The following is a 12,281-nucleotide window of genomic DNA, read 5'->3' as shown; positions in this document are numbered from 1 at the left end:
CAGAATTATTTAATAAATTTTACTTCCGGATAGATTGCTTTCTTTGCTTCTTCTTTTCTCTCATTGAAAGCTACTTTGTTCTCCTCGAACAGGTTACGTCCCTGTGCATCGATAGATACGATCAGCGGACCAAATTCTTTGACTTCGTTGCACCATAAAGTCTCCGGCATACCAAGCTCATCCCAGTGATGCTCTTTGATCTTTACTACCTCTGTAGCTGCAACGACTGCACAGCCTGCCGGGAATACACAGTGGATTGCGCCAAACTCTTTGCAGGCACGCTCTGTATTCGGACCCATTCCGCCTTTTCCGACGATGACTCTGACACCGGTCAGTTTTGTAAACTCATATTCAAATTTCTCCATACGCATGGAAGTGGTCGGTCCTACGGAAACCATTTCATAATCATCCTCGGTTCCCTCGATCTTACGAACGATCGGGCCTGCATGGAAAATAGCTTTGTCTTTGATGTCATACGGAAGCTCTCTTCCGTACTCTACCAGACGACGGTGTGCCACGTCACGGCAGGTCATCAGATCGCCGTCCAGCCATACAATGTCACCGATTTTAATATCTTTCAGATCCTCTGCGCTTACCGGTGTAACGAGAACTTTTTTATCTCCTCTAATTTCAATCATGATTCTTACCTCCGCTTATGCATTGAATTTCCAGGTGGAATGAGTATCACAGGTTACAGACAAATCTGCATTTACAACCAGATGTCCGCGACGATGAGACCAGCATCCTACGTTTACGGCAACACCGATAGTAGACGGATGACGTGCGGTATTCTCAATATTTACGCCCATAACGGAATATTTTCCGCCCATACCCTGCGGTCCAAGGCCAATTTTGTTGATTCCGTCTTCCAGAAGTTTCTCCATCTTTGCTGCATTTGCATTGTCATTGTGAGATCCGATCGGACGCATCAATGCTTTCTTGGAATTGAGTGCTGCAGTCTCTACGGAGGTACCAACACCTACACCTACCAGCAGCGGAGGACAAGCATTCAGTCCATAAGTAGTCATCTGATCCAGTACAAAATCAGTGATTCCTTCATATCCTGCACCCGGCATCAGAACCATGGCTTTTCCCGGAAGCGTACATCCACCGCCTGCCATATATGCATAGATCTCACATTTGTCACTGTTCGGTACGATATCCCACCATACGGTCGGAGTTCCTTTACCAACATTTTTCTTAGTATTGTACTCATCAAAAGTTTCTACAGAGTTGTGTCTTAACGGAGTTGCAAAAGTAGCCTGTACAACAGCCTCTTTCAGAAGTCCTTCCAGCTCGTTGATGTACGGGAAGTTGGTTCCGCATTTCAGCCAGAACTGAAGAACACCGGTATCCTGGCAGCTCGGTCTGTTGAGTTCTACAGCCAGACCCTGGTTTTTGGTCATGGTCTCATAGAGAACCTTCGGAAGTGCAGCAGTTTCCTGAGAGCCAAGCTCCTCCAGTTTCTTTACTACATCATCCGGTAATTTTTTTCCGATATGGCCTACGAAATCAGCTACCATATCTGTTAACTGTTTTACTCCATTTTCCTTAGTCATTTTTATTACCTCCTGGTATTTATGAATTAAATTAACGTGCTTACGGATAGAACGGGAACAGGATCGGCAAGAGAACCATGCAGACTACAAAGGATACCAGAATCAGTGGTAATCCGGATTTTACATAGTCATTGAATTTATATCCGCCAAGTCCTACTACCATAGTGTTCGCCGGCATGCCGATCGGAGTCGCATATGCACAGGAACCTGCAATAACGGTTGCGATAACAACTGCTCGCGGATCCGCTCCCAGACTGTTTGCCAGTGATACAGCAATCGGTACCATCAGAGCCGTCGTTGCTGTGTTGGACATGAAGTTCGTCAGTGCACAGGTTACAATGAAGATTACCAACAGCAGAATAAGAGGATTCGGATTTGCACCCAGAAGGCCTACAATCTTGTCTGCAACCAGGACACCTGCTCCTGTCGTATCCAGTGCTTTTGCCAGAGCAAGAGAACCACCGAACAGAAGAACCACTTTCAAGTCAATGGACTTCAATTCTTCTTTTTCAGAAATAACTCCGGTTAACACCAGTATGATTGCTCCAATGCAGGCTGATACCTGAATACTGATACCGATCTCTTTTTCAAAGATCATTGCTAAAATTACAAGAATCAATACAATCAGAGATACTTCCTGTTTCCACTTCGGTACATTACTGAAATCTTTCTGCTCTCCTACTTCCTCTGTCACTGCAGTCTTTCCATCCGGAAGGAAACGATATCCAATAAAAGCAAAGTAAAGAATTCCAAGGATCAGCATCGGAACTCCTACAGGAGCATACATAAAGAAACTGGTGGATAATCCCATCTCCTGAAGTGCATTCACACCCATGAGATTTCCCGGTGCGCCGATAATGGAAAGATTTCCACCAAGTGCTGCTGCAAATACCAGCGGCATCAGAAGGCGGCTTCTGGAATAACCAGACTCATCTGCGATTCCACAGACAACCGGAATCAGAACTGCTGCCGTACCGGTATTGGATAAAAATCCGGACATGATACCTACAATCACCATAATCGCAACAATTAACATTTTTTCTGTTTTGGCAAATTTAGTAACCAGTCCTCCGATTTTATTTGCCATTCCTGTTTCAAACAGTGCCTGTCCTACGACAAACATGCCAACACAGAGAATCACATTGCTGTTTACATACTGTGCAAAGGTTGTCTGTGCATCAAGTACTCCGGTCAATGTCAAACCAATGGCACAAATAGATGCGGTCAGACCCAGCGGAATTTTCTCGAGAATAAAGCTAATCACTGCAAATGCAAGAAACAGCAGAGTAATAGTTGTTTGAGACATTTATAATCCCCTTTCCCTCTGTAAAAAATAAATATACCTCTCTGAAAAGCGTCGGCCTACACATTTCATTTGTTAAGTTCATTATAATTTCCATTATTCATAAAAACAAATTGTTAGATTATATGACCATATAAAAAATTTTTATGAAGTCAAATTTGAAATACCCGTTTTATACATTTTTACTAGGATAATGAAAAAAAATATGTTATTTTATTAATAGGAAATATCAGAAAGGAAGGACAGATACCATGACTTTGAATCAGCTGCGTTATTTCTGCACTGCAAGCCGCTGTCACAGTATCACAAAAGCCGCCGAAGAGCTCTACGTAACCCAGCCGACGGTCTCCACAGCCATTCGTGATCTGGAGATAGAATTTGGAATCAGTCTCTTTTATAGAAAAGGAAATCAGTTAATTCTGACCGGCGAAGGTGAAACCCTTTATGAGAAAGCCAATTACATTCTGCAGTACTGTACAGAACTCCAGTCGGACTGTTTTGGATTATCCCGCAACAAACCTCCTATCCGAATCGGCATTCCTCCCATGCTCAGTACGGTATTCTTTCCTGAACTTCTGACTGCATTTCAGAAGGAATACCCGGATGTGCCGGTCATGCTGGAAGAATACGCTTCCGTTCGTGCCTGTAATCTCGTCCAGAACGACAGTCTGGATCTGGCACTGGTCAATATGGAGCAGTATAACATCGATAAATTCCATCATGCCCTGTTAGCAAATGACCAGGTAGTATTCTGTGTCAGCAAAGAACATCCTTTAGTCCGAAAAGAAGAAGCCACGATTCAGGATATGGCACAGATACCCCTGATTTTCTTCAACGGAGACTCCGTCCAGAACCAGCTCCTGAAAATCCGGTTTGAACTGGAAGGTTTTACACCTCATGTTCTGATGCACAACAGTCAGATTTATACCACTCTGCAGTTTCTGAAAAATAACAACTGCGGATGTTTTCTCTATTCCAGCATGACAGACAAATTTCCGGATATCGTGCAGCTTCCATTAAAACCGCCGCTCTTTATTAAAATCGGTATGATTTGGAAAAAAGGAAAATATATCAGTAATGATATGCAGACTTTTTTGAATTTCACAAGAAAATATTATAAAGATCACCCGTTGATCAGGGAATAGAAAAAGACGGACATCATAATTGCCTGGGGACAAATTGTCCCCAGGCAGCCATTTTCTGCATTCTCTGTTGTCATGAGTCCATAAATTAATCCAGACGCAAATGAATCTCCGCCGCCTGCTCTGTCCATATTTTCATTCTATTTTTTCTAATTTATTATTTACACCAAAGCAAACTTTATCACCTTCATTGATGTTACGTTCATAGAGCATGGCATCTTCTACTTTTACAATCACTTCTTCTCTTGAAGAATTTATAAGAGTCACTATTGCCATGACTGGCATGTCTTCAAATCGTTCTTCACAACCGAAATCTAAATCTTCATCAATCCGTTTTACTGTATATATCATCAAAGAATTCCACCTTTCTACCTTTTGAAGATGAGAATATCTATAGCTGAATTTATATTACCATAGAATGGTTTGTTGCTAAAGAGGTCTGTTTCATTATTATTTTACAGAATCATGATTGCATATTTTACTTATCATCTTTATTATTTAAAAGGAAAGGAAAGAAAGGAAATGACAAATAGTAGAAGATTTTCAAAATATGTTGTGTCGCTCCTTCTGTTTCTGTTGTTTGAAGCAGTAGCAATCACACTATGGCTCGCAAAAGGCAACCTGTTCTATCTGCTGAATTTCAGCTACATCGGAGTTTGCCTTGGGATAGGAACAGCGCTCTTTACCGCCGGGAAACGATATGCCCGCCATTTCGTACAACTGGCAGTAGGAAACTATATGCTGCTGTATCTCGGCGTCATCTCTCGCGAAAATATGCAGATCGAAGGGTTCTGGTACTACCTGTTCCTCGGCGTATTTGAGGCGGCGACGATCCACTATGCGGTTGCAAAAATCTTTGGACCTCTGTTGTTTGGGCGCGGCTGGTGCGGCTACGCCTGCTGGACGGCGATGTTGCTGGATTTTCTGCCTTATAAAAAGCCTCAGAAACCGCGGAAAGAAAAGCTGGGCGTTCTGCGCTATATAATGTTTGCTCTGTCTCTGGCATTGGTGTCCGGGCTATTTTTGATGAAGACCGCACATCTGGAAAAAATCATGTTCTGGCTGTTTCTCGCTGGAAATGTGTTTTACTACATCGCTGGCATCGTGTTGGCATTCGCCTTCAAGGATAATCGCGCGTTCTGCAAGTATCTCTGCCCCATCACGGTGTTTCTCAAGCCCATGAGCTATTTCTCCCTTCTGCGGGTCCATTGTGACGAGAGTAAATGTGTCCACTGCGGCAAATGTCTGCGGGTCTGTCCCATGAACGTGGAGATCAACAAGGAAACCCGCAAACGAAAAAATGGAACGGAGTGCATCCTCTGCTACGAATGTACACTGGTCTGCCCAACAAAAGCACTGCATTAAAAAATAATAGTATGTAAATAAAATCGGGGTTTGGGAGAATAAAAATGAGTGATATGATAAAATTTATAAACACTCAGAATCACTCTCAGAATCCGAGAATTGACCGTTTCCAGGAACAAACAACTCAAATCGACTTAAAATTCCAGGCTATTCGCATTCAACAAGAAATACTTTCAGAAGTATCTACTATCCGGCGGTATGCCGTACCTTGCCAACATCCGCTACGAGGATGCTCCTTCCAAGCTCTACCTTCATGACCTGTTCAACTCTGTCCAGCTCAAAGACATTGTGAAGCGGAACAAGATCCGTGACGTGGACTTGCTGGAATGCATCATCGCTTATGTGATTGCGAATGTGGGCACGACCTTCTCCGCAACTTTTCTGGCGAAGTTCCTCAAAAACGAGAAGCGAACTGTTGCACTGGAGACCATCCTGAAACACATCCACCACCTGCCATCCTTGTGACTGACAATAATTCACCAGAATGTCCCTCTGGTTGGAGATACTGGCACCCTCCCCGGTCAGTTCGTCATCTTTGGAAAGTCGGCAGTAGATGCCAACCCTCCATGTTGCATTTCTGTCTGTATTACTGTTTGGTTTTATATATCTGTTGTTAGCCATGAACTGTTTCATTCCCTGGGATTTTGCGCCTGATAGCGATAGGTAATCCTTTGATATAATCTCCGGATTTTCCCCCGCTCCACACCGTGCATGCAGCTTTTACCGCACACGGCGTTCCATCGAATTCAACAGCCAGGGTTTTTCATATACGATTTACACACTTCGTAACAGCATAATTATCAAAGAATGATTACAGGCATTTCTGCCATAGTTCGAAGTTTGTTAAGTTTTGCAAGTTTAGAATCATCTAATTGCAGTGGGTTCAGATATTCTCTGATTGTGATTTCAGACGTTGCATGGGTAATCACATGAACGGCTTTTGAGACTAATATCAGATTTTCATATGCATCCGTACCACCTTTGCTTGATGGCACTTTATGGTGACAGTGAAGGTCATGTACTTCCATAGGAAGCCCAGTGACCGCACATTTGCCATATTGAGCCGCAAATAGTGATATTCTGTTGTCTGCATATTCAATCGACCTGCCCTTAACAGGATTACGCATCAGCCATAACATTGCGTCGGTATTGATAGCAAGATTTTTATGAATCAGCTCTCGTCCATTAGCAGTGTACTTATTGATGGCTTTCCTTTTGTTTTTGGCATTTTTTGTGGAACGGCTCCCACTGGAACAATGGGACGTTCGTGCAGAAATCTCAAGGGGCTATATCAGAGTTAGATGCTATGTGAAAGACTGGCGTGAAGACCGGGGACTTTATTAAAAAATATCCATTATGATTATAAGTCAAACAATACGAATAGTGTTTATCTATTATTGGTGCGAAACTTGCCCGGCGTTGTATTATAATACTTATGAAAAAGTTCACAGAAATAACTGCTATTTGAAAAACCACAGGCATATGCTATCTCAGTAACAGACATTGTGGTATTTCGAAGAAGAAAAACAGATTTCTCCAGACGATAACGGTTCAGATAGACCATAGGGGAAGTATTTAAATATTTCTGGAAAAGGGAAGTACACTTTGTCTTGCAGCAATTTCCAGAAGAAGAAATATCTTTCAACAAAATTTTATTTGGATAATTTTTTTGTACATATCCAATCATTGCAGTGAGAACTAAAATGTCTTCCGTATCTTTATCATAGTCAGGAAAATAGTTCATATTTTCAGCAAGTAATCGGAAAATATGAACTGTTTTTTCCAGAGTAAAAAACGGTTGTATTTTGTCCATGTTTTTTTCGTAAAGCATTTCAAGGTCATGAAGAATAGAATTCTGCCACTGAATCGATGGATTCAGTTTCTGATAAGGAAAATGAATATTCTGTAGCAGTGGATTTAAACAATTTTCTACAAAATAAGTATTTACAGAAAGTAGTAGTGGGGATAAAAGAATACAGATAAAGAGACATTCTGTATGTGCATCGGAATAGCCATAATGAAAGCAGCGGCTGTTTACGAAAATCCCCTCGCCTGTCTGCAAAGGAATCCTCTGACCATTCACATCATAAAACATCTGTCCATCTAAAATCAGAATAAATTCCAGATCGTCATGCCAATGGCTGACTGCACGAAAATCAGGATAGCTTGAAAGCTGTCCCTTTTTTACATATGCAGGAAAGTCTGGATTGTTATAGGCAACATTTTCCGATGCATCTGAATTTAAAACAGTGCTTGGGCATACCTCCATCAAGATTCCCTCCTTTGCGAACGTTTGTTATATTATTATGGCGGATTCTTGTATAAAAATCAATAAAATTTGTATATCTTTATATTGTGCACAGAAAGGAAATAAAATATAGATGGAAAACAAATTCAGAAATAAGATTCTGAAACTTGCCCTGCCTATTACGGCACAGCAGTTTATGCTGGCACTTGTGAGTGCATGTGATGCTTTTATGCTGGGAGGGCTAAATCAGAATTCTCTGTCAGCAGTTTCACTGGCTTCGCAGATCACCTTTGTTTTTAATTTGATTTTAACAGCACTTACAATAGGGGAGAATATGTTTGTTGCACAGTATTATGGGAAAAAAGACTTTGATGGATTACGGACATCAGCAGGACTTGTCTTGAAATATGTAGTAGCAGTTTCTGGCTTCTTTTTTATTGCAACATTATTTGTTCCTGAAACTCTTATGAGATTATTTACAAATGATATTATATTGATTGATTATGGGGTTAAGTATCTGAAGCTGATTGGATTATCGTATGTGTTTTCGGGCATTTTACAGGTTTTACAGGGAATATTGAAAAATTGTGGTTATGTAGGCAAATGCACTATGATCAGTACAATCGTTGTCTGTGTTAATATTGCACTAAATGCTGTTCTCATTTATGGATATTTTGGATTTCCAAGAATGGAGATTGCGGGTGCAGCACTGGCTACTGTCATTGCAAATGGGATTGGTCTGGTTATCACGATATATATTTTGCACTTGAAAAAGGAGCTTTGGGTGGGAATATCAGATATAAAAAAACGAAAAATAAATATAACCACAAAATTCTGGAAACATGTTTATCCGGTGCTTTTGAATGAACTTGTCTGGGGCGGTGGATTTACGATGTATTCAGTTATACTTGGACATCTTGGTTCCGATGCTGTCGCAGCTAATTCTATTGCAAATATAACCAAAAATCTCCTGATCTGTGTTTGTACTGGTTTTGGATATGGCGGGAGTATTATCGTTGGAAATCTGCTTGGCGAGGGAAACTTATTCGAAGCAAGAAAAAGTGGAAATACTTTATGTAAAATTGCGGTATTTTCGGGGATTCTGACCGGAGGAATGATTCTTCTCATGACACCGGTTATTCTGCATTTTACGAATCTGACCGATATAGCAGGTGGGTATTTGAAGTATATGCTGTTTATGAGCAGCTATTATGTAATAGGAAAATCAATCAATTCCATGACAATAGGTGGTATTTTCCCGGCAGGAGGAGATACAAAATTTGGTTTAAAGTGTGATATGGTTACTATGTGGTGCTTTGCAGTTCCGCTGGGATGCATTGTGGCATTTGTCTTGAAATTGCCGGTACTAATGGTGTATTTTGTCTTAAATCTTGATGAGTTGGTAAAACTTCCAGCGGTATTTAAACATTACAGACAATATAAATGGGTAAAAAATTTAACAGAAACGGAGAATTAAATTATGGATATGAAAAAAAGAAGAGATATGCAGCTTGCTTATATTTCAGATGAAGCAGTTATGGAAGAACAGATTAAATGCAGAAAAATCCTGCAAAAACTTAATTTTGCAGACCGGTCGGATTTTGATGGAATTGCAGAAATGGTAAAAGAACTTTTGGGAAAATCTGAAGGTGCATGTATTAACCCGCCTTTTTACTGTGATTATGGCTCACACATTGAGGTGGGGAAGAATTTTTTTGCAAATTATAACTGCACGATCATAGATGTGGCAAAGGTAAAAATCGGCGATAACTGTCAGATGGCACCAAATGTAGCTATTTATACAGCAGGACATCCAATTTACCCAGACACGCGCAATTCTGCTTTTGAATATGGAAAAGAGGTTACCATCGGGGATAATGTATGGCTGGGAGGAAATTCAGTAGTGTGCCCAGGTGTACACATCGGAGACAATGTGGTAATTGGTGCTGGAAGTGTTGTCACGAAAGATATTCCAGACTGGTCGATTGCAACAGGGAATCCATGCCGGGTGCTCAGAAAAATAACAGATAATGACAAAAGAAAATTGTTCCATGATGAAGAAATTGATGATGAAGCGTGGAACATGATATGTGTGCAGGAGGGAAAATAATATGACCATGAGAGAACGTACTGAAGCCGGAAAATTATTTACAGATTATTGCGAAGGACTTCCAGAAGACCGGATAAACTGTAAGAAAAGAATGATTCAGTTTAATTCTACTATGCCTGATGATGTAAAGGCAAGAATGACGGCATTAAATGAACTTTTAGGAAAAAAACAAATGCGTGGGTGGAACCGCCATTTTACTGCTGCTATGGGACTAATATTACCATAGGGGAAGGCTCTTACCTGAATTTTAACTGTAACTTTGTTGATGATGGGAAAATTATCATTGGCAAAAAAGTAATGTTTGGTCCGGCAGTTACAATAGCTACGGTGGGGCATCCTGTTAATCCAAAGATGAGGGAATATATGTATACAGATCCGGTAACAATTGAGGATAACTGCTGGATCGGAGCTGGTACAACAATTTGTCCGGGCGTTCATATAGGTGAAAACAGTGTGATTGGAGCCGGAAGTGTGGTAGTCCATGACATTCCGGCTAATTCAGTTGCAGCAGGAAATCTATGTAAAGTGATCCGTGAAATTGGAGAGTAGGATCAGATTTATTATTATAAAGATCGTATGATCGAGGATGGGGATTTGGAAGAAGAACGTAAACTACGATAGGAAACGGAAGTGAAAAATAGAACGATGAAGGCAGATTATCATGTACATACGGAATTTAGTGATGACTCAGAATATCAGATGGAGCAGGTTGTAAGAGACTCGATAGTAATGGGACTTGATGAAATCTGTTTTACAGATCACGTTGATTATGGGGTGAAAAATGACTGGGATGATGGTGAAAAAATAAGATATCGGGAAGGAATACCGGGTGAACTGGAAAATATGCCGATACTCAATGTTAATTATCCATTGTATTATAAGACTTACCAGAAGATGAAAACGCAGTACGGAGATAAGATTACGCTAAAGCTGGGAATGGAATTTGGTATGCAGGTACATACCATAGAACAATATGAAAAATTGTATGCGAAATATCCATTTGATTTTATCATTCTTTCGGTTCATGAAGTAGAGGATAAAGAATTCTGGACGCAGGATTTCCAACGTGACAGGACACAGCAGGAATATAACGAACGCTACTATGAGGAATTATTATATCTTGTTCAAAATTATCACAATTACAGTGTTTTAGGGCACATGGATCTAATCACCAGATATGATAAAGCAGGTACTTATCCATTTGAAAAATTAAAGCCGATATTTACTGAAATTTTAAAGACAGTAATTGCTGATGGAAAAGGAATTGAGGTAAATACTTCCAGTCACAGATATGGATTATCTGATCTTACCCCATCAAGAGATATTTTGAAATTATATCGAGAGTTAGGTGGAACTATAATCACCATAGGAAGTGACAGTCACAAACCGGAACATTTGGGAACATTTATTGATGAGACAAAACAGGAATTAAAGACACTGGGATTCAAAGAGTTTTGTACTTTTGATAAAATGAAACCGATTTATCATCAGTTATAATGAATCTGATTAAGCAGCCTGTATGTGACAAAGTATACAGGCTGCTTGTGGTTTATAATTCTGATGAATCTTCCGCATCTACCCACATCTGTAAATTTCCATCAAGATATAATTTTGCATATTCCAGCGGTTTATCAATGGCAAGTGCGTTCAATGCACAGTCTGATCCGGGTGTGGTTTTTAAATCCTTCGCAGCTTTCCAACAGTCAATACGGAGCATATAGCCAGCACTGGTATATACATCAATGCTGTTGCGTTGTGGATTGTATTTTGCAAATATTGTTCTCATCGTATCCCATCTCCTTATGATTCAATCGATCATTAATTGTAAAAATTAAGAAGCATTCCAATCAGTTCACCATGTCAGTTTTATTTTGTGTTATACTATTTTATATAATTTTTTTGCCCTTGTATTTTCCCTTATCAGAGTTCGTAAACACTGGTGGGACGATATAACACAAGGGAAACAATAAGGGAAAGCTCACCTGTGATAAATTCAGTGTTTTCAAGGGTTTGCGGAGAATTTAACAACAAGATATAACAGTTATTAAATTTCTTAATAAAATGTACCCTATAGATTAGACAGTTTGAGTTTTTAAAACCCTTACCATTAGACAGTAAGTTTTAACGAAAACCCTTAAATCTATACAATGAGTTTACAGGGAACCCTTAACTTCGGACATGGTTCTGATGATCCCCTTTATTTTGGACAAAATCGATTTTTGACTCCGATTCAGATTGATATTAAAATAAAAATGAATTGGAGGAAATTATGGCAAACAAAAAGTTTACAGAACAAGAAATGCTCACACTGAGAAATAGCAAATATGTGTTGGATGTATCACCGAGCATTGTACATTTCTCGGCAGAATTTAAAAAACTGTTTTGGGAGGAACTGTCAAAGGGCAGGCTTCCACGTGAGATTGTTTCGACTCTTGGGATAGATCCAAATATCTTGGGGGATTCCAGAATAAATGGTCTGAAAACCATGATTGGAAATGAAGTAAAAAAGGGAAATGGTTTTCGAGATCTTAACACCTATGCACAGGGCTGCAAC

The 12,281-nt window shown here is 40.1% G+C and carries 17 protein-coding genes and 1 pseudogene; 9 read left to right on the top strand and 9 right to left on the bottom strand.

The window, feature by feature from the left end; genetic code table 11:
- Positions 1 to 5: 5 nt before the first annotated feature.
- Genes ttdB through ACZMB2_RS06805 form a run of 3 tightly spaced genes read right to left on the bottom strand, consistent with a single transcriptional unit; the run spans position 6 to position 2,865 of the window.
- Positions 6 to 638 (bottom strand): L(+)-tartrate dehydratase subunit beta, encoded by a 633-nt coding sequence (gene ttdB / locus ACZMB2_RS06815; RefSeq protein ID WP_118771077.1) that lies wholly within the window; start codon positions 636 to 638, stop codon positions 6 to 8.
- Between the two features lie 15 nt (positions 639 to 653).
- The gene (gene ttdA, locus ACZMB2_RS06810; protein WP_308459564.1) at positions 654 to 1,559 is read right to left on the bottom strand and encodes a L(+)-tartrate dehydratase subunit alpha; all 906 of its coding nucleotides are present in this window, start codon (positions 1,557 to 1,559) and stop codon (positions 654 to 656) included.
- A 40-nt stretch (positions 1,560 to 1,599) separates the two neighbouring features.
- On the bottom strand, positions 1,600 to 2,865 hold the full coding sequence (locus ACZMB2_RS06805) for an SLC13 family permease (protein WP_487596112.1): 1,266 nt from the start codon (positions 2,863 to 2,865) through the stop codon (positions 1,600 to 1,602).
- Between the two features lie 248 nt (positions 2,866 to 3,113).
- Between ACZMB2_RS06805 and ACZMB2_RS06800 the strand changes: the two genes are divergently transcribed.
- The gene (locus tag ACZMB2_RS06800; RefSeq protein ID WP_487596111.1) at positions 3,114 to 4,007 is read left to right on the top strand and encodes a LysR family transcriptional regulator; all 894 of its coding nucleotides are present in this window, start codon (positions 3,114 to 3,116) and stop codon (positions 4,005 to 4,007) included.
- Here ACZMB2_RS06800 and ACZMB2_RS06795 read toward each other — a convergent pair.
- Positions 3,986 to 4,135 carry a hypothetical protein gene (locus ACZMB2_RS06795; RefSeq protein ID WP_487596110.1) on the bottom strand — a complete coding sequence of 50 codons (150 nt, stop codon included), beginning with the start codon at positions 4,133 to 4,135 and terminating at the stop codon, positions 3,986 to 3,988. The two genes, ACZMB2_RS06800 and ACZMB2_RS06795, sit on opposite strands and share 22 nt — an antisense overlap.
- Before the next feature lie 4 nt (positions 4,136 to 4,139).
- Positions 4,140 to 4,355, bottom strand: a complete 216-nt coding sequence (locus ACZMB2_RS06790) for a hypothetical protein (RefSeq protein ID WP_487596109.1) — start codon at positions 4,353 to 4,355, stop codon at positions 4,140 to 4,142.
- Positions 4,356 to 4,526: 171 nt separating this feature from the next.
- Here ACZMB2_RS06790 and ACZMB2_RS06785 point away from each other — a divergent pair, with 171 nt between their 5' ends.
- Positions 4,527 to 5,369: a 4Fe-4S binding protein gene (locus ACZMB2_RS06785; protein ID WP_487596108.1), complete on the top strand. Its 843-nt coding sequence runs from the start codon at positions 4,527 to 4,529 to the stop codon at positions 5,367 to 5,369.
- A gap of 198 nt (positions 5,370 to 5,567) precedes the next feature.
- A complete protein-coding gene (locus ACZMB2_RS06780; RefSeq protein WP_487596194.1) occupies positions 5,568 to 5,834 on the top strand; it encodes a hypothetical protein in 267 nt (88 codons plus the stop codon).
- Here the strand turns inward: ACZMB2_RS06780 and ACZMB2_RS06775 are convergent.
- The 3 genes and pseudogenes from ACZMB2_RS06775 to ACZMB2_RS06765 form a co-directional block, all read right to left on the bottom strand.
- Positions 5,799 to 5,990: pseudogene (locus tag ACZMB2_RS06775) on the bottom strand (recombinase family protein); the annotation flags it as partial. The gene ACZMB2_RS06780 and the pseudogene ACZMB2_RS06775 sit on opposite strands and share 36 nt — an antisense overlap.
- A gap of 179 nt (positions 5,991 to 6,169) precedes the next feature.
- Positions 6,170 to 6,508, bottom strand: coding sequence for an HNH endonuclease (locus tag ACZMB2_RS06770; protein WP_487596107.1), 339 nt, complete (start codon positions 6,506 to 6,508; stop codon positions 6,170 to 6,172).
- Between the two features lie 248 nt (positions 6,509 to 6,756).
- Positions 6,757 to 7,638: a helix-turn-helix transcriptional regulator gene (locus tag ACZMB2_RS06765; protein ID WP_118771061.1), complete on the bottom strand. Its 882-nt coding sequence runs from the start codon at positions 7,636 to 7,638 to the stop codon at positions 6,757 to 6,759.
- Between the two features lie 112 nt (positions 7,639 to 7,750).
- On the opposite strand from ACZMB2_RS06765, the gene ACZMB2_RS06760 reads away from it, so the two are divergent.
- From ACZMB2_RS06760 to ACZMB2_RS06740, 5 genes are all read left to right on the top strand, one after another.
- Positions 7,751 to 9,094 (top strand): MATE family efflux transporter, encoded by a 1,344-nt coding sequence (locus tag ACZMB2_RS06760; RefSeq protein ID WP_487596106.1) that lies wholly within the window; start codon positions 7,751 to 7,753, stop codon positions 9,092 to 9,094.
- Positions 9,095 to 9,097: 3 nt separating this feature from the next.
- On the top strand, positions 9,098 to 9,727 hold the full coding sequence (locus tag ACZMB2_RS06755; protein WP_117690958.1) for a sugar O-acetyltransferase: 630 nt from the start codon (positions 9,098 to 9,100) through the stop codon (positions 9,725 to 9,727).
- Between the two features lies 1 nt (position 9,728).
- Entirely contained in the window at positions 9,729 to 9,953 is a 225-nt protein-coding gene (locus ACZMB2_RS06750; protein WP_308459570.1) for a maltose acetyltransferase domain-containing protein, read from the top strand.
- Positions 9,908 to 10,276, top strand: a complete 369-nt coding sequence (locus ACZMB2_RS06745; RefSeq protein WP_487596105.1) for a sugar O-acetyltransferase — start codon at positions 9,908 to 9,910, stop codon at positions 10,274 to 10,276. The genes ACZMB2_RS06750 and ACZMB2_RS06745 overlap by 46 nt, the downstream gene beginning before the upstream one ends.
- Positions 10,277 to 10,372: 96 nt before the next feature.
- On the top strand, positions 10,373 to 11,224 hold the full coding sequence (locus tag ACZMB2_RS06740; RefSeq protein WP_487596104.1) for a histidinol-phosphatase HisJ family protein: 852 nt from the start codon (positions 10,373 to 10,375) through the stop codon (positions 11,222 to 11,224).
- A gap of 52 nt (positions 11,225 to 11,276) precedes the next feature.
- On the opposite strand, the gene ACZMB2_RS06735 is transcribed toward ACZMB2_RS06740, so the two are convergent.
- Complete coding sequence (locus tag ACZMB2_RS06735) at positions 11,277 to 11,513, bottom strand: DUF6061 family protein (RefSeq protein WP_487596103.1); 237 nt, start codon at positions 11,511 to 11,513, stop codon at positions 11,277 to 11,279.
- Between the two features lie 483 nt (positions 11,514 to 11,996).
- Here ACZMB2_RS06735 and ACZMB2_RS06730 point away from each other — a divergent pair.
- The coding region (locus tag ACZMB2_RS06730) for an HTH domain-containing protein (RefSeq protein ID WP_487596102.1) at positions 11,997 to 12,281 on the top strand (285 nt) is incomplete at its 3' end.

The sequence above is a fragment of the Hominiventricola sp. genome, assembly GCF_057604405.1.
This window is presented reverse-complemented; position numbering and strand designations above follow the sequence as displayed.